Origin of the sequence: Ureibacillus sp. FSL K6-3587, assembly GCF_038593165.1 — a bacterium.
Lineage (GTDB): Bacteria > Bacillota > Bacilli > Bacillales_A > Planococcaceae > Ureibacillus > Ureibacillus suwonensis.
The window spans coordinates 2,177,766-2,204,374 of the sequence record NZ_CP151969.1 but is presented as its reverse complement, the minus strand read 5'-3'; the positions used below and the strand labels follow the sequence as shown (position 1 = coordinate 2,204,374).

Genomic DNA, 26,609 nt, shown 5'->3' with positions numbered 1-26,609 from the left:
CATAATTGGTGTTTTTTCGACAAAAACATTTCCGTGGAAATAATCTAGCTAATAAACAGGACATCGATTTTCAGTCATAATCCATCCTTTCTTATCCATCTAATATGAGAAGATTCAGAAAAATAAGTAGATTATACCATATTTAATCTTATTAACCTATTTATGTAAATAAGAAATTCATACTAATTCTCCTCCATTATTCTACAATTTTTGTAAACAGAAATCGGGTGTTGCTAGATGAAAAGAAGAATTCTGAATGTTCAAGGCCATTCACAGTATCATAAAGAAATCCTTCCATCCTACCGGAACTCTGCCTGTGGTCCGACAACAATTTATGTGATTTTAAAATATTTATTGGGAATAGACTATGCCAAAAATGTAAATGATCTTTACTCCTTGCTGGGGACAACGAAGATCGGGCTGTTTCGTTGGAGGCTCATCAAAAACTTGCAAAGATATTTGGGTCCTGAATGGATTGTACAAAAATGTTCTTTAAAAGAAGCTTTGCGGCAAATTGATGAAGGCAGACCGGCAGCAGCAAAGTTCGATAAATATTTCACCTTTCAATGGAATTCAAAGCCTTCTTTCAAGTATCATTGGGTTCCTCTGATTGGGTACGAAATCGATGACGGGGAATTAATTTTAATAGTCCATGACAATGGTGGCGTGAATCGGGATAGTCAGATCCGAAAGGTTCCTTATTCCAAAAACAGCAAAGTGCTCAGCTTTGTGAAAATTGAACCGAAAATAAAACAGGACACAAACTGATCCCTCCGTTTGTGTCCATGGATATTTTAAACAATCGGCATTAAGGAATGGGCATGTTTCGCAATGGATGTAAATCCTTTGCTTGCCAAATGCTCGAAGGTTTCCGCTTTGTAATTTGGGACAGTCAATTCATCCAAACTCGCTTTGATCGAAACATTTTTGTTGATCGATGCCAATTGATAAGACAGTTTCAACATTTCCATATTCTCGGCGATTTTGTTTCGTTGGCCTGGTTTTAATTCTTCCAAATTTTTTAAAACTCCATCAACGGAGCCGTATTTTTGGATAAGTTGGAGTGCCGTTTTCGGTCCGATTCCTTTGACACCCGGATAACCGTCGCTCGAATCCCCCATAAATGCTTTTACATCCACAAACTGATGGGGTTCTATCGCATACTCCGATTTAAATCGTTCCACTGTATAGACATCGTACTCTGAATAGCCTTTTTTGGTAAACGCTATTTCCGTGGCAGGGTTCAACAATTGCAACAAATCCCTGTCCCCGCTTATGATGGTGATCTTCGCTTCTTCTTTCCACTTCTCTACGATGGATCCGATGCAATCATCCGCTTCCATTCCAATTTCGCCGATATTCTTCCAGCCAATCCATTCGGAAACTTCCTTCGCCATATCAAACTGGGGAATCATCTCTTCCGGTGGAGCGCTTCGATTGGACTTATATTCACGAAACAACTCATTGCGAAAAGTTTGGGTCCCCATATCCCAGCAAATGGCAAGATGGCTCGGCTTTACAATCGATTGGGCGGTCAACACATGCCTTGCAAATCCCTGCACACCGTTGGAAGCTCTGCCGTCCGGCAAATATTGATAATGCCCCATCACGCTTGTGGCATAAAAAGAACGGAATAATAGGGCCATTCCGTCAATCACTAAAAGATGCGGTTGAAGTTTCATTTCTTTATCCCCACTTTCTACTCCAACCATTATAGCAAACTGCCGGCCATCTGTAATTGGAATCCGCAGCCAAAATAAAAGCACCTTTCCCGCGTACAACCGGGAAAAGTGCATTCATCAATCCCTCTTTTTCATATCCCGTATGGCTTGAATGGACAATCGGACAAGCAAAATGGAACATAAAAACAATCCGAGATAAGCCGCAGTATTTAAATAAATGGCATACACCGTTTCGATAAATTGGGAAATCGCAAGCAGCGCAGTGGAAATGATGCCGAACGTAATTCCAACCATCAATAATACGAATTTCGAAAACAGTTGAGTGACGAACTTGGCATTCGTTTTATCCGAGAAGATGTCATGGTGCAAGGTGACCTTTCCATCTTCAATTTTTCGGACCAACTGATCAAATCGCCTTGGGATTTTTCGCAAGTTCGGGATTAATAACGCAAGTTCTTCCTGCAGTTTTTCCATCGTTTCAACCGGCTCTTTGAACGGCTTTCTGATCGAAGCTTTCATGTAATCGTTCGTAAATTCTCTCGCTTCTTCGAAAATGTTGATATTGGAATCTATCATATTCAAGGTTCCATCCAATGTCACAATTACCCTTAGCGCAAGGCTGACTTGGGAATAAAATTGCAGTCCCGCTTCCCTGATTACTGTAAAAATGGAATAAATCGTCTCATCTGTCGGAACTTTATTGACAAAAGAAATTTTCAATAATATTTGGCCGATTGCCTGTTCCAATTCTTGCCGATCAATCTCATCTTTATTTTTAATCAACAGTGAAATCGCATCATATAAAATGGAAGGATCGCTCTGTTGAATTCCGATGAAAAACAGTTTCAAGCCCTCCAGCTGTTGACCCGACAATCGGCAAACCGCCCCGAAATCCATCAGAATGAGTTCCCCCGTTTCCGGGTTCACCGCAATATTTCCAGGATGCGGATCGGCATGGAAGATTCCGGAGACCAGCGCCTGTTCCAAATAGGAGCAAATGAGTTTTCTCGCCAACTCACTCCGGTCAATGTAATATTGATCTTCTATTTTATCCAGTTCAGCAATGCTTACGCCCTTCACATATTCCATCACAAGAATATTTTCATTGCTGTATTGTTCATAAACCCTTGGAATTTTTACATTCAGTTTGCTATTCTTCAATATATTGCGGATTTGAATCATATTGCGCGCTTCGATGGAAAAGTCCGTTTCTTCCTTCATTGAATTGGCAAAACCTTCTGCCAATGCTTTGAATCCCATGCTCTCCGCCCATTGGGATTTGGCGGTGATCCAATCGGCAAATTCCAACAGAATGCCCAAATCTTCCCGCATAATGGTCTTCACTTGCGGGCGCAAAAGCTTCACCACCACTTCCTCATGGGTGTCTCTCAGCACGGCACGATGGACTTGACCAATGGAAGCCGCCGCCAATGGCTTTTCTTCAAAAAAAGAAAAAATTTCATCCACATCCCGGGAATAATTTTCTTTTAAAATCGCTGTTACCTCATCATAGGTCATAGGTGAAACTTTTTGTTGCAGTTTTTTCAATTCTTCTGTAAAGACCGGGGAAAACAATTCTTTCCGGGTGGATAACACTTGTCCGAATTTGATGAAAATGCCGCCGCTCTCTTCAAGGGTTGCCCTTAAAGCAATCGCCAATTGCTTGTCCGTATCTCTGTTTCTTGCATATTTGACCGTTCTCGTGATTCCGTTGGTCACCGCCGCTTTTACCACTGTGCGCAAACGTTTTTGATATCGCCAATAATTGATCACTTTCCTGAAAATCGTCTTTTTCTCCGCATACCGTCCGGCACTTTCATCCAGTGCAATCGGATCAAAGAGTTCAAAAAACAAATAAATCAGCATGGAAATTAATAGCATGCTGCCAATCCATAACAAAGTCGCGACGCTGACAACGCCATCTTCATATTTTGGATTTTCCCTTATGTACGTATACCAAAATACAAAGGTAGTGAATGAGACACTGATGATGACAGACAACACTCTCCGAAACAGGTTCACATTGGAACCAATGAGCCTTCCGCTGATAAAAAAGATAATGATTGAAACAAACAGGATTTGCAATATCGCATTGATTGCACTCATTCACTTCACCACTTCCATTGAATCTCCATTAATCTTAGTATGGCTTCCATTCCGTAATGGTCATTCCTGGGCCTTCTTATATTAACAATAAATTAATTTTTATCGATATTCAAAAAAAGGATTCACTAATAGGTGAATCCTGGAATCCTGTTCCATTCCACTTTTTGAAAATTCCCTGTTACAATGTAAAATGGCTTGTGGTAATTCCCTTTCCGTTGGCGGAATACACTTCGATTTCTGAGGAATTTCTTTGGAAACGAACTCCATGGATGTTTCCATCTTTATAAATCTCTCCGCCGCCATCAATGCCGATTTTTTTTCGGCAAGGGGAAATCCAAACTTTGCTTGAGCCGTCTTCATTTAAAAAGATTGTGGGTGTATGGCCAAAGACGACGATTTCTTTCGCCTGGTGGGGCACTTTCGTAAATTCTTCCCGGATCCAGAGAAATTCATCCGAACCCGTTTCCAAAAAATCATCGACACCGGCATTGATCCCCGCATGGACAAAAACATATGGTCTCCAATAATAGTACAAACGAAGGTTTTTAAGAAACTCGATTTCATCCGCAAAATTCGTTTTTAAGATTTCCACCATTTGTTCAACGCTCAAATCTTCCATTGATGGTTGGTGTGGCATGGCAGAGAAGAAACTTTCAATGGTGCTTGCCCCGCCAACTTTTTGGTCAAAATAAAATTCCGACATCACTTTCGGCTTTTTCAACCAATTCAAAAAAATCTGTTCATGATTCCCGCTTAACGTAATCACTTTGTATTCTTTCGACAGCTCGATCACTTTCCGCAATACTTGCAAACTGTCTTTCCCACGGTCAATATAGTCCCCTAAGAAAATTAGCAATTCTTCATTGGGATTCCAATAATCCAATACTTTGTCAAGCAATTGATAACTTCCATGTATATCTCCAATGGCAAATACTTTATCCATCTATACACCTCTTTATTCCATTCAAGAGAAGGTGAACCTTTTCTGAAATCTTTCTCACAATTTACATTTTATTCAATTATACTACAGAATTGCGGGAAATTTTCATGGTTTTTCAGACAATTTAAGAACGCATTATCACGATAATCTCTAAAAAAACGATTCATTGGATGAATCAACCGTCATGTATAAATGGGAACAGAGATTTTCATACTAACATTTGATCTATTTTCAACCAATTCATGATGATTAAAGGTGACATTTATGAAAAACTTGCATCGATTTTATTTGTTGTTTCTTGTTTTCATTCTTTTTGCCTGCGGTGTCCCTTCACAATCGAACCTGGGGAAAAACGAAAGGGATGAGGACAAAGAAAGAGAAATCCGGCAGCTGGTGGCCGACAATGAACATGTAAAAATAACGGTATTAAATATGAAGAAAAATAAAAATCAATCAAAGACAACGGTCACCATCACTTTTGATATACTGAATAAACGCAAAGATGCAATCATCATCTCCGCTCAAAGATTATCGGTGGATGAACGCATGGTAGATGAAACCATCTATGAAATGCATCAGGAAATCTCCCCCCAAAAAGCCGCAAATGCAAGATTAATCATACAGCAAGCCGATGAGATTGAATTTCCCGAATTCAAAAATGATCTGGAAATGGAAATACACATCTCTTCTAAGGAAGATCCATCCTATTTTGAAAAGCATCCTGTCAAAATTATTTTTTCGTGACTTTTTATTCTTAGGAGAACGTCCGCGATTTATGTGTATAATAGATGTGATAGATTGAAGTGTGTTGATTAATCGTTTTAAAGGAGTTCGACTGATGAATATTTTACTGACAACATTGAACGCCAAATACATTCATACGAACTTGGCCATCCGCTATTTGAAAGCATATGCCCGGCCGGAGTTTGATCCGGAGATTGTCGAGTTTACGATAAAGGAACCGGCGTTGAATATTGTGACCGAGTTGTATCAACGGAAACCGGATTTGGTCGGTTTCAGCTGCTATATTTGGAACATTGAAGAAACGATCAAAGTCATTCAAATGCTGCGCGCCGTGAGCCCCAAAACAAAAATTGTGTTGGGCGGTCCGGAAGTGTCCTATGACGTGCATTATTGGCTGCGCCGGTTGGATGGGCTTGTCGATTTCATCATCATGGGCGAAGGGGAATATTCCTTCAAACAACTGCTTCGTTATGTTCATGAAGAAATTCCTTTGGAGGAAGTGCCCGGCATTGCCTATTTGAAAGATGGCAAGATGAACATCCATCCACAGCCCCCAAAAATCGATCTGCGGGAATTGCCGAGCCCCTTCCGTTTTGAAGAAGACCGGGATTCTATTTCAAAGCGGATCCAGTATATTGAAACGAGCCGCGGCTGTCCGTTTTCTTGCCAATTTTGCTTATCATCCATTGAAATCGGTGTCCGTTATTTTGACCGGGAAAAAATCAAAGAGGACATCCGTTATTTGATGGCGAACGGGGCAAAAACCATCAAATTCGTAGACCGCACGTTCAATATCAGCCGCCGCTATGCGATGGACATGTTCCAATTTTTGATCGACGAACATGTACCTGGCGTGGTGTTCCAATTTGAAATCACGGCAGACATCATGCGGCCGGAAGTCATTCAATTTTTAAACGACCATGCACCGGCGGGATTGTTCCGTTTTGAAATCGGGGTTCAATCAACGAACGATTTAACGAATGAGCTGGTAAAACGGAAGCAAAACTTCGAAAAACTGAAAAGAACGGTCACAATGGTGAAGGAAGGAGGAAAAATCGACCAGCATTTGGATTTGATTGCCGGCCTTCCGGAAGAGGACTACGAAAGTTTCCGCAAAACATTCAACGATGTGTTCGAGATGCGTCCCGAAGAATTGCAGCTGGGCTTCCTGAAATTATTGAGGGGCACGGGATTGCGAATTGAATCGGAAAAATTCGGGTATACATACGTGGATATTGCACCTTATGAAATTTTATCGAACAACGTGTTGAGCTTTGATGACATCATCCGCATCAAGCAAGCGGAAGACGTGCTGGAAAAATATTGGAACGCCCATCGCATGGACGGCACGGTTGAATATTTAGTAACGGAAGTTTTTGAAACACCTTTCGACTTCTTCCAAAATTTCGGTACGTTCTGGGAAGAAAAAGGCTGGTCCAGAATTGGCCATCAATTGGAAGATTTGTTTACAAGATTGGATGAATTTTTGCGCACTTTGCCAAATGTGAACTTAGGGATTGTCCACAGTTTAATGAAGCTGGACTTCTTATCAAAACAGCAGTTCCATCCCCGGAAACTTTGGTGGGATGAGCGGATTCCAAAAGAGGAATTAAAGGCCATCAATAAAAAGTTGATTGAAACACCGGAAATCGCAGGGGAAGAATTCGTTCAAATGAAAGTGAATGAAAAGGAACTGGTGAAACATTCCCTCATCGTTCCATTCAACCTTGACTACGAAGCGTATCAAATTGGAAAGATTGTTGAAAGCGACACGTATTTGTTTGTCTTCTTCAGACAAGGAAACTCCCCATATTTTGCAACGTTTCCTAAAAGCGTCATCGTAACGGAATAAATTTTTAGCACAAACCAGGGCAAGGTTTGTGCTTTTTTGATTATTATGGGGTGGATCGTATTCCAATGGATAGAGCAAAGTTCGCATTTAGTGGGTATGTAGACTTATTTGATGTGGATGTTTTCCCTATTTAGTGCGTATACTTCCCCATTTGGTGCACTTGGCCACTCATTTAGTGCGTATACTTCCCCATTTGGTGCACTTGGCCACTCATTTAGTGCGTATACCCCCGCATTTGGTGCACTTAGCCACTCATTTAGTGCGTATACCCCCGCACTTGGTGCACTTGGCCACTCATTTAGTGCGTATACTTCCCCATTTGGTGCACTTGGCCACTCATTTAGTGCGTATACTTCCCCATTTGGTGCACTTGGCCACTCATTTAGTGCGTATACCCCCGCATTTGGTGCACTTAGCCACTCATTTAGTGCGTATACCCCCGCACTTGGTGCACTTGGCCACTCATTTAGTGCGTATACTTCCCCATTTGGTGCACTTGGCCACTCATTTAGTGCGTATACTTCCCCATTTGGTGCACTTGGCCACTCATTTAGTGCGTATACCCCCGCATTTGGTGCACTTAGCCACTCATTTAGTGCGTATACCCCCGCACTTGGTGCACTTGGCCACTCATTTAGTGCGTATACTTCCCCATTTGGTGCACTTGGCCACTCATTTAGTGCGTATACTTCCCCATTTGGTGCACTTGGCCACTCATTTAGTGCGTATACCCCCGCATTTGGTGCACTTAGCCACTCATTTAGTGCGTATACCCCCGCACTTGGTGCACTTGGCCACTCATTTAGTGCGTATACTTCCCCATTTGGTGCACTTGGCCACTCATTTAGTGCGTATACTTCCCCATTTGGTGCACTTGGCCACTCATTTAGTGCGTATACCCCCGCATTTGGTGCACTTAGCCACTCATTTAGTGCGTATACCCCCGCACTTGGTGCACTTGGCCACTCATTTAGTGCGTATACTTCCCCATTTGGTGCACTTGGCCACTCATTTAGTGCGTATACTTCCCCATTTGGTGCACTTGGCCACTCATTTAGTGCGTATACCCCCGCATTTGGTGCACTTAGCCACTCATTTAGTGCGTATACCCCCGCACTTGGTGCACTTGGCCACTCATTTAGTGCGTATACTTCCCCATTTGGTGCACTTGGCCACTCATTTAGTGCGTATACTTCCCCATTTGGTGCACTTGGCCACTCATTTAGTGCGTATACCCCCGCATTTGGTGCACTTGGCCACTCATTTAGTGCAAATCACCCCATATTGCTGCGGATGCCACTTCCCTATTTATCAGTTACCACTTGATTCTTCCTGATCAGGAAAAGATAAGAAAGAATGGCGAAAACACTTCCAATCATCATTACAATCCCCATCGATACAGATGGATCATTTCCCAATCCTGTCAGAGGCGCAAAGGATCCCGCAATCGCGTATTGCAATACTCCCAGCAAAGCGGAAGCACTTCCGGCCACTTTCCCCTGATTTTGCAAAGCCAATGATTGTCCGGATGTATTGACCATTCCCATGCTGGCAATCGCCAAAAATAATGGCGGCAAAATGAAATAAATCTTTGCCTTCAATAGAAGCAGCACCAATAAAACAGCCGTTCCGACAAAGGACAGTCCGATTCCGGTAACCAACAACTTCTTTTCGCTCACAATCCCCACTAACCGCCCGGTCAATTGGCTGCACAGAACAATGCCAATGCCATTCACGGCAAAAATCAAACTATAAAGCTGCGCGGAAAGTCCATACATCTCTTGGAATACAAAGGAAGAACCCGAAATATACGCAAACATCATGGTAAACAAAAAGGCGATCACTAATGCATATCCGATAAAGCTGCGGTCCAGAAACAATTTTTTGAAGGTGATGAACGTTTCTTTAATGCTTCCCTTGCTCCGCATACGAACATCCAATGATTCCGGCAAATAAAACAGAACAATGAAGAACATGACCAACCCGACAACCGCCAAGAATAGAAATACCCCTTTCCAAGGAGCGAAAAGCAATATAATGCCCCCAAGCACCGGAGCCAATACCGGAGCAGCACCTTGCACCAAAGCCAGCATAGCAAAAACCTTCGTCAATTTTTTTCCGGAAAAAACATCCCTCAAAATGGCGCGGGACAGCACAATACCGCTTGCACCAGATACTCCCTGCAAAAATCTCAAAACAATAAATAGTTCAATGGTTGGAGCAAAAATACACAACAATGAACACACAGCATAAACCAAAAGCCCAAACAACAACGGTTTCCGCCGTCCCTTTGCATCACTGATCGGGCCCACCATCAATTGGCCCAATACAAGTCCGAATAAGAAAAAAGTTAAACTCAACTGCACAATTGATTGGCTTGTATGAAGTTCTTTTGCAATATGCGGGAGTGCCGGTAAATACATATCTATGGACAACGGAGCAAAAGCCCCCAATGCCCCCAAAATGGCCGCAAGCTTCATCGGCTTTCTATTCATTCGTTCATGCATTTGTTCTTGCAAACGGTCATCCATACCTGATCCTCCTGAACTGGTCATATCTTTCCTCTTTTTTACTCCAACTTTCATTTAAACACCGCCAGAATGAGAAACCAAAGCACCGGTACAAATAGCGCCGGCAGCATGTTCAACGACTTGCTGTCCTTGATTCCCAAAATCGACAATCCTGAACTTAAGATCAATATGCCGCCCACAATGGAAACTTCCGTCATCAATTCATTTGTCAAAAAAGGAGCGATATAGGTTGCGCTTAGATAAATAGCCCCCTGCCAGCAAAACAATACTACCGCTGCAAATGCGATGCCGATGCCGTAAGTGGCAGCCAATGCCATTGATGTCACCAAATCCAGGGTTGCATTGGTAAATAAATATGTATGATTTTGATGAAGCGCGCTTTCCACAGGCCCTAATATCGATAAAGTGCCAATACAAAACAGCAAAATTGCCGTAGATAATCCCTTGCTTAAATCCGTTTTTGAAAAACGATCAACGACTTTTTTGAATTTCCCGTCAAAATCGATGATTGTTCCCACCAACCCGCCGATCGATAAACTCACGATAAATAATACCGGGTATTCACTATTGGGCATATTTTGAACAATGGCATTTACGCCCAATGCTGTAGCCGCAAATCCCATTGCGGTAAATAACGCCGTTTGGTATTCCTCTTTAATCCCCTTTTTCAATATGCTGCCTACCAAGCTGCCCACCAGAATACAAACGGTATTAACGATTGTGCCAATCATGTTTTACACTCCTATCAACTATTCAAGCTTCGAACAACATTATTTCTTAAAAAAATATACAAATTTTGTAATAATAAAGAATTTTAACACAACTCTACAAAAATCACATTTGATTTTTATACTAAAAGAATTCCAACATCGGCCTTCATTGAATAAATCCTCCAAATAGTCTCACCATTCCAAAACCAATTACCTAATTGAGTTAATTTCATAATTCTCACCCCTTGATTTTCAAGGGATTCAAGACAATAAAAAATGGGTACCTCCCCAAATTTCGTTATAATGGTAGGTAACCAAACAAACCATACGAAAGAGGTGAGTACCCTATGACTATTGTAAAACAAATTTCTCTTTTTGACATCCATCAATTATTAGAAATGGAAAGTTCCCATCGTTATGAAGCCATTTTTAGTGCTATCGACATTCAGCCTATATTTCAATTGTTTTCTAAAAAGACATTGAAAGGTGCACCACGTGAATTGAATTATGGTGCAATGATTCAATCGCTGATTATACGTATTGTCGAACGTATTCCAACTATCAAGGATTTAGTCAAACGTTTGGTTCATGATCCTTTATTTCGTTTCGACTGTGGATTCCTTGTGTCTGATGTCGTACCATCTGAAAGCTCTTATTCACGCATGATTCAAGTCATTAGTGAATCAGATGTGCTAGATAAAATGAACGATACACTCATCAAAACAGCGATGTTGGAAGGCTTTCTAAATGATGAACATGTCGCCATCGATGCGAGTCACTTTGAAGCTCGTGATGCTTTCACACCATCAGAAAAGAAAGCACCTAAAACTCCTAAAAAACGTGGTCGTAAAACGAAAGCTGAACGAGCTGTTTGGTTAGCCGAACAAGTAGAGAAAAAAGGAAATCAATCAACCTATGAAAAAGAACTGAAAGAACAGCTGGATATCCCATTAGAAACCCTTTGGAAGGATGTACCGATTGAGCCAAAATGGGGTGTGAAAAAGAATAGTAAAGGAAAAAATACATTCTGGTTTGGTTATAAAGCACATTTAGCTGTTTCGACGAAAAGTCAATATATCATCACTCGTTTGATGTCCTCAGGTAATTTAAGTGATTGTAAAGCTGCGATTCCATTATTGAAAAAACTTCATCACTTAGGAAACGGTCAATTTACAATCGCTATATTTGATGCTGGTTATGATGTTGAACCTATTTACCGTCAAGCCGTATCACAGTCCATGCGAGTCGTGATTCCTTACAACGTTCGCCGAGAAGGAGAATATATAGGATTCGATGAACATTTTCGTCCAACCTGTGTGCGTGAACATAGTTACCAATATGACAGCTTTGACGCTAAGTACAATACATTAAAATTCACACGTCCAAAGGAATGTGCAACTTGCCCATTACGAGAAGACACCCTTTGCCAAAAAGTTTTCAAAATCAAATGTGATATAGATATCCGTAAATTTACCTATCCAGCACGTGGGACAGAACGATGGAAACAGCTTTATCAAGAACGTACAGCAGTCGAACGCGTTAACGCTTATTTAAAGGAATACTTTCAATTAAACAATGTCCGTCATCGTACAGGAAAGAAAGCAAAAATGCATTTCAATCTGGTGACGTTAATTTATAATACCTGCAAACTAGCTGTTGATCGAATCAATGCTTTATTACAGCAACAAAACCAAGTTGCATAATTTAAAAAAAACAAAGTTTTTAGTATAGGGGTACTCTATACTTCAGAAAAACTATGATTTATGAAATTGATTCAATTTATACAAAATTCCAAAAAAATATTTACTGGAAAAAGAAAATGTGTTAACTTAATAAATAACTAAGTTAACATAAAATCACAACAGCTAAGAAGGTGATAAGTTGAACCATTTTTGGGTTGCAGGAACAGACACCGATGTAGGGAAAACTTTCATCACAACATTGATTATGCGGTATTTGCAAAGAAAAGGGTTAAAAGTTGTACCCTATAAGCCCGTACAAACGGGAGCGGTAAAAAAGGGGGATATAACCTACTATTACGATACGTCTACTTACTTAAATTATAGTTTGCATCCTTTATCTCCCGAATCAATCAATTCATATTCTTTCCCTGTTCCCGCCTCTCCCCATTATGCCGCCGAGCTGGAGGGGGAATGGATCAGTGGGGCACAAATACTGAATAAAATAAGCCATTTAACAAAAGAATATGACGCTGTGATTTGCGAAGGGGCTGGAGGGCTGTTTGTACCTTTGCAACCCCATACTGCATTGACTTTGTTGGATATCATTCAACGCTCAAAACTGCCGGTTGTATTGGTGACACCCTCAAAACTTGGCATGATCAATCACACATTATTATCTCTTGATGCTCTAAATACAAGAGGAATAGAAGTGCTTGGCATCGTCATCAACCAATATAAAAATAGTCCCATTGAACAAAATAACGTCCAAACTTTGCGCCGGTTCATTCCTGACAAGCCAATAGTCATTGTCGAGGGAAACCGGACGATTGAAAGCTTTGACGGAGAAACGATTTTTGAAAGGCTGATTACGGTTGAATTACTTGGAACTTCAAGACCTTGATCTAAAACATATTTGGCATCCTTGCTCCCAAATGAAAGACTATGAATCTTTCCCTCCTATCGTCATTGAGCGGGGCGAAGGAGTCTGGCTGTACGATAAGCAAGGAAACCGTTATTTGGATGCGGTTTCCTCCTGGTGGGTCAACTTGTTTGGACATGCCAATCCGCGCATCAGCAAGGCAATCGCTGATCAGGCAAAAAAATTGGAACATGTCATCTTTGCAAACTTTACCCATGAACCGGCCATCCACGTGGCAAAAAAGCTGGTGGACAAAACACCGGATGGCTTGGAAAAAGTATTTTTCGCCGATAACGGTTCAGCCGCCATCGAAATTGCATTGAAAATGAGTTTTCAATATAGAGTCCAAACCGGCCAACCGAATAAACAACGGTTCTTGACTTTTACCAATGCCTATCATGGGGAAACACTCGGAGCATTATCTGTCGGGGCAGTCGACTTGTACAACAAAGTATTTACACCCCTTCTTTTGAATGTCGTCCGTGCAGAAGGACCGAATTGTTACCGCTGTCCATTTAATGAAAATCCAGGCACATGTGATGCTCCTTGTGCCCTGTTTGTTGAAGAACAGTTCGAAAAACATGCGGACACCCTTTCCGCCGCCATCATCGAACCGTTAATCCAAATAGCAGGCGGCATGAACATGTATCCCCCTGTTTTCTTAAAAAAATTAAGAGCATTGTGTGACCAGTATGATGTGCATCTCATTGCAGATGAAATCGCGGTCGGCTTTGGAAGAACAGGCACGTTATTTGCGTGCGAACAAGCGGACATTACTCCGGATTTCCTCTGTTTATCCAAGGGCATTACTGGCGGTTACTTGCCTCTTTCGGCAGTGTTGACGACAAACAAAATCTATTACGCCTTTTATGACGATTACGGCACGATGAAAGCTTTCTTACATTCCCATAGCTACACGGGAAATCCCCTGGCATTGCGTGCAGCCAAGGAAGTCCTCGCCATCTTTGAAGAAGAGAAGGTATTAGAAAAAATTGCGGACAAAGCAAAATTATTAAACCAACTGGCGCATGAAGCCTTCGATTCACTTCCAACCGTTGGGGAATATCGTCAAACGGGATTTGTCGGAGCCATTGAACTGGTTGCCGATAAAAAGTCAAAAGCGCCACTCCCTGAAGAAGAGCGTATTGGCTATCAAATATACAAAAGGGCATTAAAAAAAGGAATTTTGCTCAGACCCCTTGGCAACATCTTATATTTCATGCCTCCATACGTCATTTCCGAAGAAGAAATTGAATGGATGGTGGAAACGGCAAAACAGGAAATCATGGAATTTTTCAAAGAGAGAAAGGTGGGAATTCGATGAGAAATTCGCAAATTTATTCCCTTACACTCGTTGCAATATTTGCGGCGCTTACAGCAATTGGGGCATTCATCAAGATACCGTTGCCGATTGTGCCGTTTACACTGCAAATTGTCATCGTATTTTTGGCAGGATCGATTTTAGGAAGCAAAAGAGGTTTGCAGAGCCAATTGGTTTATATCTTGGTAGGTTTGGCAGGACTCCCTGTCTTTACAAAAGGGGGCGGGCTGACATATGTATTGCAGCCCACTTTCGGATATTTGGCCGGTTTTGCTTTAGGCGCTTTTGTGATCGGATACATTATTGAACGCGGAGGAGAAGAACCTTCCCGTTTACGATTTGTCATGGCGAATTTGGCAGGCACATTCGTGATTTACGCAATTGGTGCCCCTTACGTTTACTTGGCATTAAATTTCTGGCTTGATATGCCGACAAGCGCATCAACCGTATTTGTAACCGCCTTTTTAAGCACGGTAGGTGTTGACATTGTATTGGCGATGGTCACTGGACTTTTTGCAAGACGGATTTACTTCATTTTAAATAAAAGACTAATCAATGTATTGGAGGCAACAAAATGAATTGGCAAACTCTAGCCCAAGAAGTCATTGACGGAAAAGAACTTTCAAATGAAGAAGCGATGGCGATTTTAAACGCGGAGGATGATGAACTCCTTCCATTATTGCATGGAGCATTTACAATCCGGAAACACTACTTCGGGAAAAAAGTGAAACTGAACATGATCATGAATGCAAAAAGCGGCTACTGCCCCGAAGATTGCGGTTATTGTGCCCAATCTTCGAAATCCTCTGCTCCGATCACAAAATATCCTTTCATCACAAAAGAGGAAATTTTGGAAGGGGCAAGAATCGCTTTCGAAAATAAAATTGGCACCTATTGCATCGTGGCAAGCGGCCGAGGTCCGACCCGGAAAGATGTGAACGTGGTCAGTGAAGCCGTGAAAGAAATCAAAGAAAAATACGGATTAAAAGTATGCGCCTGTTTGGGGATCTTAAAAGAAGAACAAGCACAGCAGCTGAAAGAAGCGGGTGTGGACCGTTACAACCACAATATCAATACATCCGAAAGACATCACTCATTCATCACGACAACCCATACGTACCAAGACCGGGTGAATACAATTGATATCGTGAAAAAGCACGGCCTTTCCCCTTGTTCCGGCGCCATCATCGGCATGAAAGAAACAAAACAGGATGTGATTGATATCGCCCGGGCTTTGCGGGCGCTTGATGCAGATTCCATTCCGGTCAACTTTTTGCATGCGATCGAGGGCACGAAACTGGAAGGGACAAATGAGCTGAATCCGCGCTATTGTCTGAAAGTCCTTGCCTTATTCCGCTACATGAACCCGACAAAAGAAATCCGCATTTCCGGCGGGCGAGAAGTGAATCTCCGTTCTTTGCAGCCGTTGGGATTATACGCGGCAAACAGCATTTTCGTCGGCGACTATTTGACAACGGAAGGACAAGAATCAAACCAGGACTATCAAATGCTGGAAGACTTGGGTTTTGAAATCGAGCTTACGGAAAAACAGCAGGAGCTGTTGAACGTTTAAAAAACATCTCATTAGTGCATGAGGAATTCGCCGAAGAATGGCCATTTAAATTGATAAAACAAGGTGTCCAATACTTCTGGATCAGGACACCTTGTTTTTTCCCCCAATAGAAGGATTGGAACTATTCCCCATCTTCATCCGTGAATTTTCATTCAGTTACTTTTTTATTATCAAAAACATATAATACAAAAGATAATTGGATCGGGGGAGCTGGAGGATGGTCAATGAATTTTACCCATTTTTTCAACTTGAACAAGAAAATCAGTCAGCACAAAACAGCACCAGCAATGACTCTTCCGATATCAGTCTTGCAAAATTAGCAGTGTTCGGCAATATTATTCAAATCATCGGGGCATTGATTTCAACTTATTCAGCAATCCTGGAGATTGAACAACTTCAGCGCCAACAACGTACCCCACAGCCTGCCCAACAACCCACACAACCGCCATACCAAAACCCGTACGAAGAAAGAATCAAGGAACTCGAAAGGCAAATTCAATATTTGACAAAGGAAATTGAAAAACAGAAAGAAAAGAGGTTTCCTTATTATTAAAAAAGCTTGCAAAACAAGTCCTTGACTTATTTCGCAAGCTCATCATCATTTCTTGATCCAAAGAATCCTTCACTTTTCCTCGAAGTCCGTTTGATGGATGGGAACTTATTTAAGGACAACAAGTTTTTTCTCCACCGGGATAATCTCTTTTTCGATCGCCGGCTGCGCTTGTTTACCGACAGGCATTTGCGCAATAATCTTCCAATTTTCAGGAATGTTCCACTCTGGACGTATATCGATGTCTATATGTTGAAGGGATGCGGCATAACCGACCTCCTCTAATCCCGTCCAGATGACGTATTGAAGCATGCCTTGGTTTTGATGGGCCCATGCTTCAAGCGCATCACGGAGATGGGGCATTTTATTTTGCAAACCTTCAATGACTTCCCGGTCTTGGAAGAATAAAACAGTTCCATGACCATTACGGAAACCTTGAATTCTTTGTTGTGTCCGTTCAAAATCTACCGGATTTTTATCGCGGGCAATTTTCTCCGCGTCGTCCCAAAGTTGTTTATGATGTTCTCCAAACAAAATGGCTACACGGGTTTCTTGCCCATTGAATGCAGTCGGTGTATGATTCAAAGCTGATTTGACAATTTCAACCACTTCTTCATCAGGTACAACCGCTTCATCTTCCAATGCACGAATGGACCGGCGATTTTTTACTGCTTCAAAAAATTCCATCATTGGTACCTCCTACATCTATTTGCTACTTATATTATTAACATAACATTTTTGAAAATGTGTTTCTAATAACTGACAATCAAATGAAGAGTTTTCAACATGGTGTTTTTTTACGATTGCTGACTGATTCACCTGCCGCGCTTTTGAAGGACTTGGTACAAGCCTTTATTAGATTTTCCTGCGCCAAACGGCAAAATAGCCGCCGGAAAGTCAGCACTTTTCCAGACGGCATTCAAAACGGGAATTTTCCAAATGATTATGATATCTGCCAATTGGCACAATGGATGGGGATAATGAAACCGGATCTTGAATCACTGTGCAATCAAGTCCAAAAACATCTTTAATTAATTGGCTATTGATCACTTCTGACGGAGTTCCTTCCGCCACCAGCTTTCCTTGCTGGAAGGCAAAAATATGATCCGCATATCGGGCGGATAAATTGATATCATGCAGCACCAATACGATGGTTGTGCCCCGTTTCCGGTTCAAATCTGTCAACATATCCAATATTTCCACCTGATAGGTGATATCCAGATAGGTGGTTGGTTCATCCAAAAACAGGATATCCGTCTGTTGAGCTAGGGCCATTGCGATCCATACCCGCTGTCTTTGGCCGCCTGACAGCTCATCGATATATCGATCCGCCAAATCCGTAATGTTCATGATTTCCATCGCTTCGCTGACCGCTTCATCATCTTTGCTCGTCCAGCCTTTTAAAAACGAATGATGCGGAAATCTTCCCCGGCCTACCAAATCAACCACAGTGATCCCTTCAGGAACAATGGGTGATTGAGGCAAATACCCTAACACACGAGCCAATTGTTTCGTTGGAATTTGATGAATCGGTTTCCCATCCAACATGACCTGGCCGCTTGCAGGCTTGATTAACCTTGCCATCGTCTTGAGCAATGTGGATTTGCCGCAACCATTCCCTCCGATAATCACACTGATTTTATTGCTTGGAATGGTAATGGTAACATCTTGCAAAACCGTCTTTTTATCGTAGCCCGCATATAAATTTTTTGCTGTCAGCACGTGTGCAGGATTCATTAAAAACCACCCTTTCGATTCAAACGGACTAATAAATAGAGCAAGTAAGGCGCTCCAAGCACGCCGGTGATCACCCCTACAGGATATCTCGCTTCAAAGGCATGTTGGCCAATCAAATCTCCGGCCAGCACCAAAATGACACCAACGAGCCCGGCAGGAATTATGTTGGAATAGCCCGAACCCATAATCCGATTGGCGATCGGTCCCGCAAGGAAGGACACAAAGGCGATCGGTCCTGTCGTTGCGGTAGCGATGGCAATCATCAAAACGGAACTGATCATGAGCATGATTCTGGTCATGTTCACGTTCACGCCTAGAGATGTAGCGGTTTGGTCGCCCAATTCCAACATTTCCAGTTGTTTGCCGTATAAGAGCAGAATGGGAGTAAAAAGTACAACGGTCACGATTAAAGGAAAAAGGGTTTCCATTTTTAAACCATTTAAGCTTCCGCTCAACCAACGCAATGCGGTTGGCAAATCATTCCGGCTTCCAATCAACAATAAATAAGAAATGACGGAATTGAGCATCGCCTGAATGCCAATGCCGATTAAAATCAATCGTCCGATGGAAAAAGAACTTCCTTTCGCCAACAAATAGATCACCAAAACCGTACCTAAACCGCCGATAACGGCAGCAACGGATGTCATTGCCAAACTCGCATGGAGGATGACGATACAAAAAACGGCGGCGGCACTCGAACCTGTTGTAATCCCAATGACATTCGGATTGGCGAGCGGGTTGCGGAGCATCGTTTGAAACACATAACCGCCTGCTCCAAAGGCAAACCCCGCAAACAGTCCTGCCACCATCCGTGGCAATCGGATCGTTCCAACAGCAAAAGATGCTCCCTTGACTTGTTCCCCAAGAAGCACCCGGATGACATCTTGGACGGGATAAATCGTGTTGCCCAGCATCAGCATCAAGGCGCACAAAGCAAAGGAGATCAGGCAAAGCAAGGATGTCAAAAGCACAAAACGGCGAAACCTTCTTGATCGAGCTGTCCGAATTAACTGCAATGTCTCATTCATCATATTTCACGAACTTTCGCTTTCATTGTGATAAAGATTAAAATGGGGGCACCGATAAAGGCCGTCACCACTCCGACTTCCAATTCCCCCGGACTTCCCAGGATCCTGCCGATAACATCGGAAAATGTCAAAATGATCGCTCCTGTCAAGGCGGACATCGGGATGACATATCGCATATCCGGTCCAATGATTAATCGAATGACATGGGTTGCGAGCAAGCCGACGAACCCGATCGGGCCTGCAAGCGCGGTTGCGGCACCACATAACAGCACTCCGCCAAATGCGGCAAGGAGCCGAATAAACCCAATCCGTACACCCAAACTTTTGGCAACCTCATCCCCCAAAAGCATTGCATTTAAAGCCGGCGCTGTCATCAATGCAATCAGGAGACCTACAATTAGAAATGGAAGAAAAATCATAATGGAATCCCACGTGCCGGATCCTACGCTGCCTACTTGCCAAAAACGGAATTGATCCATGACGTTGTTGCGGGGAATCATAATGGCCGAGACAAGCGATGACAATACGGCACTTGTCGCGGCCCCGGCCAATACAAGTTTCAACGGCGTCGCGCCACCGCTTCCCATCGAACCGACCGAATAAACGAATACGGCTGTTATCATTGCTCCGACAATGGCAAACCAAATATATTGACCGGCAGAAGTGATATGGAAAAATGCAATCCCGGTTACGACAAAAAGGGCGGCTCCCGTATTCACTCCCAGAATGCTTGGGTCTGCAATCGGATTGCGGGTCACTGATTGCATCAAAGCGCCGGAAACCCCTAGAGCCACACCGCACATGATGCTGAACATCGTGCGAACCACCCTTTGCCGCACAACATTGGCTTCGTGGGTATCGACATTGGAATGAAATAACCCGTCCATGATATCCGCCAAACCGATGGCCCTTGAACCAAACAGCAACGAAGCGATGATGCAAACACCAAGCAATAATACGAGCACCATGAGTAATGCTGCAAATCTTTTCGGGATGAGGGTTTGCTTGTTCTCTTTATAGGCAGTCGTTTTCATATTAATTCAGCTTTTTGGCCGCTTCAGAAAGTAAGCCCAAGTATTCATCGATGGTGTACGCAATGGATAGCGGATTCGGATTTCCCGCCGCCGCAAGTGGCGTATTATCGCCAATGACTACAACGGCCCCTTTTTGAATGGCAGGCACTTTGCCTAAAATCGGATCATTTTGTAGCGCTTTTAAAGTATTGTCATCCCCGTATGTCACGATGATGTCCAAATCATTTAATGCATCCGCGTTTTCCGCACTCATTTCAATATAGAAACTGTCCTGATCCCCAAATGTTTCGATTAAGCTTTCAGGATATTGCATTCCCAATTCCTCAAGAAATTCACCGCGAGGGTCTTGAGTTGTATAAATGTAGAATTTGGATAAATCGGCTGCGCTGATGGAAGCAAAAGCGGCTTTTTTCCCTTTGATTTCAGGATGTTCGCCCGCTTTCTCTTGAATTAAGTTTTCAGTGTCCTTAATCAGTTGCTTTCCTTCTTCTTCCATCCCCATTCCTTTGGCATTATATAAAATTTGGTCTCTCCAAGAAATCACCCATGGAGTTTCCGGATAAGCCACAACCGGAGCGATTTGGCTTAAAAGATCATATTCTTCCTGTGTAATACCGGAATAGGCGGCAAGGATTACATCCGGTTCAGCATCTGCAATCGCTTCGAAATCCAGACCGTCTGTATCTTGGAAAATATTCGGATTTTCAACACCAAGTTCTTTCAATTTCTCTTTTGTCCACGGAAGCATTCCGCTGTCATCTTGTACGCCGTAGTTGGCGGCCGAGAATCCAACCGGCACAACCCCCAAAGCCAAAGCCACATCATGGTTTGCCCAGGAAATTGTTACAACGCGTTCCGGTTTCTCTTCAATCACCGTTTCACCAAAGGCATGTTTTATGACAATTGGATATTCGGAACGGTTTTCATTTTTTTCCGCATTTGATTCAGCTTCTTTTGAATCTTTGTCATCGGATTGACCGGAACAACCCGCCAAGACCAATAAAAATATGAAAGTTAATGATAAAACAGAAAGATAACGTTTAAGATTCATATTTTACACCCCATATTTTATTATTGATAATAATTATCATTCGCAATGTAAATATATATTTTGTATAAATGTTTGTCAATCACAAATTCCAATTCCGTGATAAAATTTTACCCCATGATTTTGTGCGAAAAACTTCCCAAAATAAAAGCACCATGCCTCCCTGAGCCAGGGGAACATGATGCCGGTTATGTATTAAAATTATTATTCATCTATGTCATATATGTCGAATATCCAGTACAATCACCGGTTGATCCTCTTCAAAATAATAGACATCAAAAACGAGTTTATTGCGAAGAACCGCCAATTTTACCGCCTGTTTTTTATTTTTCCTTATTGCACTGCCAAATTTTTCTTCGAATGTGGAATAAGGCTTCAATAGAATATAATCCACTTCCAAAATGCGGCACAAACTGATCAACTCGATCAATACTTTCATTTCCAGCCCTTTATTCAAATAATCATCATTCAAAGATATCTCACTCACTACAAGAAGCTTTAAATAACATTCTTTCATTTCTTTTTGAAAATGTTTCATGAATGAGGACATGATAAAATATTCTTCACTTGAAAAACTGTTTGCGACCGATAACATTTCAGACGGTCTTATGAAATACGAATTATAAATTTTGAAGTGGAGATATCCGATGATTTGTGCCCCTTCATTGATTGAAATGATGTTTGACCATCCGTTGATCAATTGCAATTCAGGATTTGTTTCGATTGAAGTATCAATCCGGATATAAGTGCTTCTAAATTCCTCAAAAATGACGTCTGTTTGTTCCCCCCAGAAAAAAGGTTTGAACGAATTCCTTTCTTTTTGGTTTTCGTCGCCGGAACCGCTCTCAAAATCGTTTTGATCTTCATCCTTATATTCCATAAGAACAACCCCTCTTCAACATTTTCAAAAATAAATTAACACGAACAAGCGTTCTTGTAAATATAAAATTTGTATAATTCAGAATTTTTAGTTTTTATATCTTTTTATAACAGCGGATATCTACTCTTTTATATCGTTAAATTTATAAAAAAATTAACAATTTAATTATTAGAGTGAAAATTCCTTATTTTCCTACTTTCTTAATATTCATAGATTCCTTTTTCGATAGTTGATAAAATGATGGAGATTCATCTGAGAAGGAGCATGATTATGAAAAAGTCAAGTTCATTTACTACCTATGCCATCATTGGTACCATGCTGTTCGGCATGTTTTTTGGTGCGGGGAATTTAATTTTTCCAATCCAAATGGGACAACTTGCCGGTACGAACTTTTGGCCGGCTTTGATCGGATTTCTCATTACCGCCATCGGACTGCCTTTCTTGGGAATTGTCGCATTCGGTTTGTCCGGAAGCAACAGTTTGCTTGAACTGGCCGGACGGGTTCACCCAATATTCGGCGTTGCATTTGCCATCGCCCTCTACTTGACGATCGGGCCGTTTTTTGCAATTCCACGGACGGCCACAGTGCCTTTTGTGGTAGGTTTCGAACCGTACATCAATCCTGAATACAGCACATTATTTTTAGGTATTTTCAGTTTTGTGTTTTTTGCGATCGTTTATTATTTCTCTTTGAATCCCGCCAAAATCGTGGACTATATCGGGAAATATTTAACCCCTGCATTTTTATTGTTCCTTTTCATTTTAATTGTGATCGCCATAATCAAACCGATGGGGACATTCCAGAACCCTGACGGAGATTATGGGGACCTTGCATTTATTACCGGTTTTAAAGAAGGGTATAACACAATGGATCTCCTCGCATCCTTGGCATTCGGAATTGTTGTCATCAATGCCATCAAGGGACAGGGGATTACCGATAAAAAGGAAATTGCCGTATCCACTTTGAAAGCCGGCGTTTTTGCCATGGCGCTAATGGCGCTCATCTATGGGCTCATCACTTATATGGGGGCATCCAGCGTATCCGCCATTGGTACCTTCGAAAATGGAGGTCAAATTTTTGCAGCCGTCGCCCAGCATTATTTTGGCGACTATGGGGCCATCCTGCTTGCCATCATCATTGTGCTAGCTTGTTTAAAAACAAGTATCGGGCTCATTACATCTTGCAGTGAGTTTTTCAATCAAGTGTTCCCGAAAGTCAGTTACAAATGGTTCGTATTGATTCTGTGCCTTGTTTCATTCACCATCGCCAACTTTGGATTGAACAACATCATTCAATTCGCCATCCCTGTATTAATGTTGCTTTATCCTTTGGCAATCGTGCTCATACTATTGACTTTATTTTCCCATTTATATGGAAATAAGCGGAGCGTTTATGCTTCCGCGATGGTCTTCACATTCTGCGTCAGTTTCTTTGACGGATACAGCACATTGGTTTCGAGTTTGCCAGGTGCAAGCTTGTCCTTATTCGATTCGATCAAATCTTTCTACTCCAATTATTTGCCGCTTTACAACATCGGCCTTGGCTGGATGTTGCCGGCAATCGTCGGGGTCATCATCGGCCTGGTTTGGCCCAAAAAAACCACATAATGCCATGAGGCTGCCAAGTTTCCCGGCAGCCTCATTTTTTTCTTGATTTCTCCACTGTTTTGGCGGATTCATTTCCTACTGTTGGCCATTGGAAAGATATTTTTCTCCAATTGTTCTACTGTGAGTGGTCTGCTTCGCACTCACTTCTCATTGAATCACTCATCTATCTACTTATTTGGGTATTGGTGACATATTTTTCTTCTAACTGTTCAAGGGCTTCTTTATAATTTTGTTCATTGATTGCCTTTAATTCTTTATTGAAATTTTTAATCTCATTATCAATCCATTTATGATATTTACTATTTTTATTTATTAAATATTCGTAGGTTTCATTATTAAATACTTTTTCTTCGTGCAATTTTGTTAAAATGAAATATATTTTTTCTCTCTCTTGTACTCCTTTACTTTCTTCCTTCGTTATATAAACAAAAATTTCCAAGTTATTTTTAATATAATTTCTTTCATATTGTTGTTTTCCCTGCTTCAACCATTTCCCCCATTGTTCTGCCAAATTATTCAGTTTTTCCAGTTCCTTTTGCAATTCACTTTCACTTGTTACTGTGCCATAGATTCCATTCACTTCGGAAGCCAATTGTTTCAACTGTTGTTGCCCTTCATTATCCACATCAAATCCAATCACATTTATAATAGGGGTAATATTGAAGTTGTATAACTCTTTGGCCGCTTCTATCGGCTCGTCTTCACATGTTTCGATTCCATCACTGACCAAGTACACAATATTGGTATTGTTTTCACCGTCAAAGGCAGCCAAATCCTTTTTGGCTTCACGCAATGCCAGTCCGATTGGCGTCCAGCCGCTTGGAGAAAATTGATTAAGCGCTGCTTTGAACTGTTCAGGATTATAATTGGAAATGGAATACATCAGTTCACTGCTGCTGCAGGATAATTTCTTATCCGAATCAGAGCCACTTCCTTTATGGCCATAAACTCGAATGCCAACTTTCGCATTTTGCGGCAGTTTTTCTACAAAAGCTAAAATAGAGTCTTTGGCTGAAGCCATTTTTGCTTTCCCATTGATGGTTTGTGCCATACTTCCCGATGCGTCAATGATAAATAACACATTTAAATTCTCTTTGAATTGGTAGCGGGAATCCGTAACTTGGGGATTACCAAATGTTTCAAATTTGAGTCGATTAATCAGGTTTTCTGGTCCCTCATAATCAAATTGCACTCGTTTTAATATTTCACGATAATAGCTATCTAATTCTTGTTCAGTTGGATTTTCAGAGATATCCGGTAAATCACTGAAAACTTTTAAATCCCCACAAAAAAACCTCGAAAGGCTTCACGCCTATCAAGGTTCATTCATTGAAGTATCACTCACTGGTTGATTTCCTCTCTGGGCAATCATATCCATGATTTTTAATTTCCAGAACTTGTGTAAAGGAATTTTCATGAATGGAAGTGTTTAAATGGGCATTGGGATAATGATTCAAAATACATTTTACATTGCTTAACCCTTTTCCGCGGTTTTGCCCTTTTGTGGAGAAGCCTTCTTTATAGATTTCCTCCACATTCACCAAATCTCCATTGAAAGTATTTTCAATAATGATCATCACGGAATCGCTGTTTGTTTTATAAAAAGCGATATCAATACTTTTTTCCGACTTGGAATCCGCAGTCGCTTCAATGGCGTTATCCAAAAAGATTCCCAGAATTCGCGCCAAATCAATCATATTCATATGAATATCTTCAATTTTATCCGATATTTCGATATTGACTGAGATGTTTTCATTTTCGGCCTGCATCACTTTTGATAAAATGAGCCCTTTAATACCGGTTATTTTCAACTTTGATAAAGAAGCCAACAGCTGATTCCTCTTTAACGTGTTCTCCTCGGTCGAAAATATATGCTTTTTAAAATATTTTTTCAATCCTTCAAAATCATTGACTTCTATGTAACCTTGCATTGTAACGAGTATATTGAGGTAATCATGACGGAATTTTTGCATATCATTATTGATTACTTCCAACGACTTCATATAGTTCTCAAACTGGGCATTTTCAAATTCAATTTTATTAATGTAATGTTGCTTTTTGATGTTGAAAATCGTCAAAGAAAGTATAAACAGCATGATGGCAAAGTAAATAATTTGAATAATGAGATTAAAAACCAAAATGGTATCCTTTGATAAATATTCCGTCAAATAAATATTTATATAAAAGGTGGCCATCGTTACGATCAGCACAAAAAGAATGAATATGTAAGCGCTTTTCATTTCCGGGACGTATGCAATGACCTTATTGTAAAAATATCGGTAAATCAGAATACATAAAATATATATCAAAATGAAAAGGCAATAATGTTCCAGAACTCCCGGCAAGAAATCAAAGGTAAAAGGAAGCAAAACATATTGGGTGAGATTGTCCACCAGAATGCCGAAAATGATGAAAAAGCAAAGGTGTACCAGCACTATATAATCCCTCGAAAGCACATAAAGATAAACGAAGGAACTGATAATGAAATAAACAATCCCTTGCCATTGTCCCATCCATAAAAAAGCGAGGCTGGTAGGTCCAAAAATGAATAAAATGAAACCGAAAATCGATTTAAAGTTTAATTTGATTTGCGCTGTGTACATGATTGCCCAAAAAATCAAGAAAAGCTCAATCGTTATAAACAAGATTTTCATATTTTTCTCC

General features: G+C 41.3%; 23 protein-coding genes. 10 read left to right on the top strand and 13 right to left on the bottom strand.

Going from position 1 to position 26,609, the window contains the following annotated elements; translation table 11 throughout:
• The first annotated feature begins 237 nt into the window (after positions 1-237).
• The gene (locus NSS77_RS10860) at positions 238-768 is read left to right on the top strand and encodes a C39 family peptidase (RefSeq protein WP_342468770.1); all 531 of its coding nucleotides are present in this window, start codon (positions 238-240) and stop codon (positions 766-768) included.
• A gap of 26 nt (positions 769-794) precedes the next feature.
• Here the strand turns inward: NSS77_RS10860 and NSS77_RS10855 are convergent, their stop codons facing one another.
• The 3 genes from NSS77_RS10855 to NSS77_RS10845 all read right to left on the bottom strand — a co-directional run bounded on the left by NSS77_RS10855 (position 795) and on the right by NSS77_RS10845 (position 4,731).
• A complete protein-coding gene (locus NSS77_RS10855; protein WP_342468769.1) occupies positions 795-1,682 on the bottom strand; it encodes a 5'-3' exonuclease in 888 nt (295 codons plus the stop codon).
• A gap of 117 nt (positions 1,683-1,799) precedes the next feature.
• Positions 1,800-3,788 carry an AarF/UbiB family protein gene (locus NSS77_RS10850; RefSeq protein WP_342468768.1) on the bottom strand — a complete coding sequence of 663 codons (1,989 nt, stop codon included), beginning with the start codon at positions 3,786-3,788 and terminating at the stop codon, positions 1,800-1,802.
• Positions 3,789-3,966: 178 nt separating this feature from the next.
• Positions 3,967-4,731 carry a metallophosphoesterase gene (locus tag NSS77_RS10845; protein WP_342468767.1) on the bottom strand — a complete coding sequence of 255 codons (765 nt, stop codon included), beginning with the start codon at positions 4,729-4,731 and terminating at the stop codon, positions 3,967-3,969.
• A gap of 261 nt (positions 4,732-4,992) precedes the next feature.
• Between NSS77_RS10845 and NSS77_RS10840 the strand changes: the two genes are divergently transcribed.
• Both NSS77_RS10840 and NSS77_RS10835 read left to right on the top strand, forming a co-directional pair.
• On the top strand, positions 4,993-5,472 hold the full coding sequence (locus tag NSS77_RS10840) for a hypothetical protein (RefSeq protein WP_342468766.1): 480 nt from the start codon (positions 4,993-4,995) through the stop codon (positions 5,470-5,472).
• A 94-nt stretch (positions 5,473-5,566) separates the two neighbouring features.
• On the top strand, positions 5,567-7,324 hold the full coding sequence (locus NSS77_RS10835) for a B12-binding domain-containing radical SAM protein (protein ID WP_342468765.1): 1,758 nt from the start codon (positions 5,567-5,569) through the stop codon (positions 7,322-7,324).
• Positions 7,325-8,628: 1,304 nt separating this feature from the next.
• Here the strand turns inward: NSS77_RS10835 and NSS77_RS10830 are convergent.
• Both NSS77_RS10830 and NSS77_RS10825 read right to left on the bottom strand, forming a co-directional pair.
• Positions 8,629-9,855: a multidrug effflux MFS transporter gene (locus NSS77_RS10830; protein ID WP_342468764.1), complete on the bottom strand. Its 1,227-nt coding sequence runs from the start codon at positions 9,853-9,855 to the stop codon at positions 8,629-8,631.
• Between the two features lie 50 nt (positions 9,856-9,905).
• Complete coding sequence (locus tag NSS77_RS10825; RefSeq protein WP_342468763.1) at positions 9,906-10,586, bottom strand: DUF554 domain-containing protein; 681 nt, start codon at positions 10,584-10,586, stop codon at positions 9,906-9,908.
• A 326-nt stretch (positions 10,587-10,912) separates the two neighbouring features.
• Between NSS77_RS10825 and NSS77_RS10820 the strand changes: the two genes are divergently transcribed.
• The 6 genes from NSS77_RS10820 to NSS77_RS10795 all read left to right on the top strand — a co-directional run bounded on the left by NSS77_RS10820 (position 10,913) and on the right by NSS77_RS10795 (position 16,613).
• Complete coding sequence (locus tag NSS77_RS10820) at positions 10,913-12,268, top strand: transposase (protein WP_342468762.1); 1,356 nt, start codon at positions 10,913-10,915, stop codon at positions 12,266-12,268.
• A 178-nt stretch (positions 12,269-12,446) separates the two neighbouring features.
• Positions 12,447-13,148, top strand: coding sequence for a dethiobiotin synthase (gene bioD / locus NSS77_RS10815; protein ID WP_342468761.1), 702 nt, complete (start codon positions 12,447-12,449; stop codon positions 13,146-13,148).
• Positions 13,120-14,490 carry an adenosylmethionine--8-amino-7-oxononanoate transaminase gene (bioA, locus tag NSS77_RS10810; protein ID WP_342468760.1) on the top strand — a complete coding sequence of 457 codons (1,371 nt, stop codon included), beginning with the start codon at positions 13,120-13,122 and terminating at the stop codon, positions 14,488-14,490. Before bioD ends, bioA begins: the two co-directional genes overlap by 29 nt.
• Positions 14,487-15,065, top strand: coding sequence for a biotin transporter BioY (locus NSS77_RS10805; RefSeq protein WP_342468759.1), 579 nt, complete (start codon positions 14,487-14,489; stop codon positions 15,063-15,065). Before bioA ends, NSS77_RS10805 begins: the two co-directional genes overlap by 4 nt.
• Complete coding sequence (gene bioB, locus NSS77_RS10800) at positions 15,062-16,060, top strand: biotin synthase BioB (protein ID WP_342468758.1); 999 nt, start codon at positions 15,062-15,064, stop codon at positions 16,058-16,060. Before NSS77_RS10805 ends, bioB begins: the two co-directional genes overlap by 4 nt.
• A 217-nt stretch (positions 16,061-16,277) precedes the next feature.
• A complete protein-coding gene (locus NSS77_RS10795; protein ID WP_342468757.1) occupies positions 16,278-16,613 on the top strand; it encodes a hypothetical protein in 336 nt (111 codons plus the stop codon).
• Between the two features lie 105 nt (positions 16,614-16,718).
• On the opposite strand, the gene NSS77_RS10790 is transcribed toward NSS77_RS10795, so the two are convergent.
• The 6 genes from NSS77_RS10790 to NSS77_RS10765 all read right to left on the bottom strand — a co-directional run bounded on the left by NSS77_RS10790 (position 16,719) and on the right by NSS77_RS10765 (position 22,337).
• Positions 16,719-17,300 (bottom strand): nitroreductase family protein, encoded by a 582-nt coding sequence (locus tag NSS77_RS10790; protein ID WP_342468756.1) that lies wholly within the window; start codon positions 17,298-17,300, stop codon positions 16,719-16,721.
• 207 nt (positions 17,301-17,507) lie between these two features.
• Positions 17,508-18,347 (bottom strand): ABC transporter ATP-binding protein, encoded by an 840-nt coding sequence (locus NSS77_RS10785; protein ID WP_342468755.1) that lies wholly within the window; start codon positions 18,345-18,347, stop codon positions 17,508-17,510.
• Positions 18,347-19,378, bottom strand: coding sequence for an iron chelate uptake ABC transporter family permease subunit (locus NSS77_RS10780; RefSeq protein WP_342468754.1), 1,032 nt, complete (start codon positions 19,376-19,378; stop codon positions 18,347-18,349). The genes NSS77_RS10785 and NSS77_RS10780 overlap by 1 nt, the downstream gene beginning before the upstream one ends.
• Positions 19,375-20,409, bottom strand: coding sequence for an iron ABC transporter permease (locus tag NSS77_RS10775; RefSeq protein WP_342468753.1), 1,035 nt, complete (start codon positions 20,407-20,409; stop codon positions 19,375-19,377). The genes NSS77_RS10780 and NSS77_RS10775 overlap by 4 nt, the downstream gene beginning before the upstream one ends.
• Position 20,410: 1 nt before the next feature.
• Positions 20,411-21,460, bottom strand: coding sequence for an iron-siderophore ABC transporter substrate-binding protein (locus NSS77_RS10770; RefSeq protein WP_342468752.1), 1,050 nt, complete (start codon positions 21,458-21,460; stop codon positions 20,411-20,413).
• Positions 21,461-21,674: 214 nt separating this feature from the next.
• A complete protein-coding gene (locus tag NSS77_RS10765; RefSeq protein WP_342468751.1) occupies positions 21,675-22,337 on the bottom strand; it encodes a hypothetical protein in 663 nt (220 codons plus the stop codon).
• Between the two features lie 270 nt (positions 22,338-22,607).
• On the opposite strand from NSS77_RS10765, the gene brnQ reads away from it, so the two are divergent.
• Positions 22,608-23,945, top strand: coding sequence for a branched-chain amino acid transport system II carrier protein (gene brnQ / locus NSS77_RS10760; RefSeq protein ID WP_342468750.1), 1,338 nt, complete (start codon positions 22,608-22,610; stop codon positions 23,943-23,945).
• A 163-nt stretch (positions 23,946-24,108) separates the two neighbouring features.
• Here brnQ and NSS77_RS10755 read toward each other — a convergent pair whose 3' ends face one another.
• The gene (locus NSS77_RS10755; RefSeq protein ID WP_342468749.1) at positions 24,109-25,026 is read right to left on the bottom strand and encodes a VWA domain-containing protein; all 918 of its coding nucleotides are present in this window, start codon (positions 25,024-25,026) and stop codon (positions 24,109-24,111) included.
• A gap of 256 nt (positions 25,027-25,282) precedes the next feature.
• The gene (locus NSS77_RS10750) at positions 25,283-26,599 is read right to left on the bottom strand and encodes a GHKL domain-containing protein (protein WP_342468748.1); all 1,317 of its coding nucleotides are present in this window, start codon (positions 26,597-26,599) and stop codon (positions 25,283-25,285) included.
• Between the last annotated feature and the right edge of the window lie 10 nt (positions 26,600-26,609).

Excerpts from the sequence above, each read along its gene's own strand:
- NSS77_RS10845 (WP_342468767.1), bottom strand. The coding sequence starts at position 4,731 with ATGGATAAAGTATTTGCCATTGGAGATATACATGGAAGTTATCAATTG.
- NSS77_RS10780 (WP_342468754.1), bottom strand. The coding sequence starts at position 19,378 with ATGATGAATGAGACATTGCAGTTAATTCGGACAGCTCGATCAAGAAGG.
- NSS77_RS10835 (WP_342468765.1), top strand. The coding sequence starts at position 5,567 with ATGAATATTTTACTGACAACATTGAACGCCAAATACATTCATACGAAC.
- NSS77_RS10850 (WP_342468768.1), bottom strand. The coding sequence starts at position 3,788 with ATGAGTGCAATCAATGCGATATTGCAAATCCTGTTTGTTTCAATCATT.
- NSS77_RS10795 (WP_342468757.1), top strand. The coding sequence starts at position 16,278 with ATGGTCAATGAATTTTACCCATTTTTTCAACTTGAACAAGAAAATCAG.
- NSS77_RS10855 (WP_342468769.1), bottom strand. The coding sequence starts at position 1,682 with ATGAAACTTCAACCGCATCTTTTAGTGATTGACGGAATGGCCCTATTA.
- NSS77_RS10825 (WP_342468763.1), bottom strand. The coding sequence starts at position 10,586 with ATGATTGGCACAATCGTTAATACCGTTTGTATTCTGGTGGGCAGCTTG.
- brnQ (WP_342468750.1), top strand. The coding sequence starts at position 22,608 with ATGAAAAAGTCAAGTTCATTTACTACCTATGCCATCATTGGTACCATG.
- NSS77_RS10775 (WP_342468753.1), bottom strand. The coding sequence starts at position 20,409 with ATGAAAACGACTGCCTATAAAGAGAACAAGCAAACCCTCATCCCGAAA.
- NSS77_RS10840 (WP_342468766.1), top strand. The coding sequence starts at position 4,993 with ATGAAAAACTTGCATCGATTTTATTTGTTGTTTCTTGTTTTCATTCTT.
- NSS77_RS10765 (WP_342468751.1), bottom strand. The coding sequence starts at position 22,337 with ATGGAATATAAGGATGAAGATCAAAACGATTTTGAGAGCGGTTCCGGC.
- NSS77_RS10790 (WP_342468756.1), bottom strand. The coding sequence starts at position 17,300 with ATGATGGAATTTTTTGAAGCAGTAAAAAATCGCCGGTCCATTCGTGCA.
- NSS77_RS10785 (WP_342468755.1), bottom strand. The coding sequence starts at position 18,347 with ATGAATCCTGCACACGTGCTGACAGCAAAAAATTTATATGCGGGCTAC.
- NSS77_RS10830 (WP_342468764.1), bottom strand. The coding sequence starts at position 9,855 with ATGGATGACCGTTTGCAAGAACAAATGCATGAACGAATGAATAGAAAG.
- NSS77_RS10750 (WP_342468748.1), bottom strand. The coding sequence starts at position 26,599 with ATGAAAATCTTGTTTATAACGATTGAGCTTTTCTTGATTTTTTGGGCA.
- NSS77_RS10770 (WP_342468752.1), bottom strand. The coding sequence starts at position 21,460 with ATGAATCTTAAACGTTATCTTTCTGTTTTATCATTAACTTTCATATTT.
- bioB (WP_342468758.1), top strand. The coding sequence starts at position 15,062 with ATGAATTGGCAAACTCTAGCCCAAGAAGTCATTGACGGAAAAGAACTT.
- NSS77_RS10820 (WP_342468762.1), top strand. The coding sequence starts at position 10,913 with ATGACTATTGTAAAACAAATTTCTCTTTTTGACATCCATCAATTATTA.
- NSS77_RS10805 (WP_342468759.1), top strand. The coding sequence starts at position 14,487 with ATGAGAAATTCGCAAATTTATTCCCTTACACTCGTTGCAATATTTGCG.
- NSS77_RS10860 (WP_342468770.1), top strand. The coding sequence starts at position 238 with ATGAAAAGAAGAATTCTGAATGTTCAAGGCCATTCACAGTATCATAAA.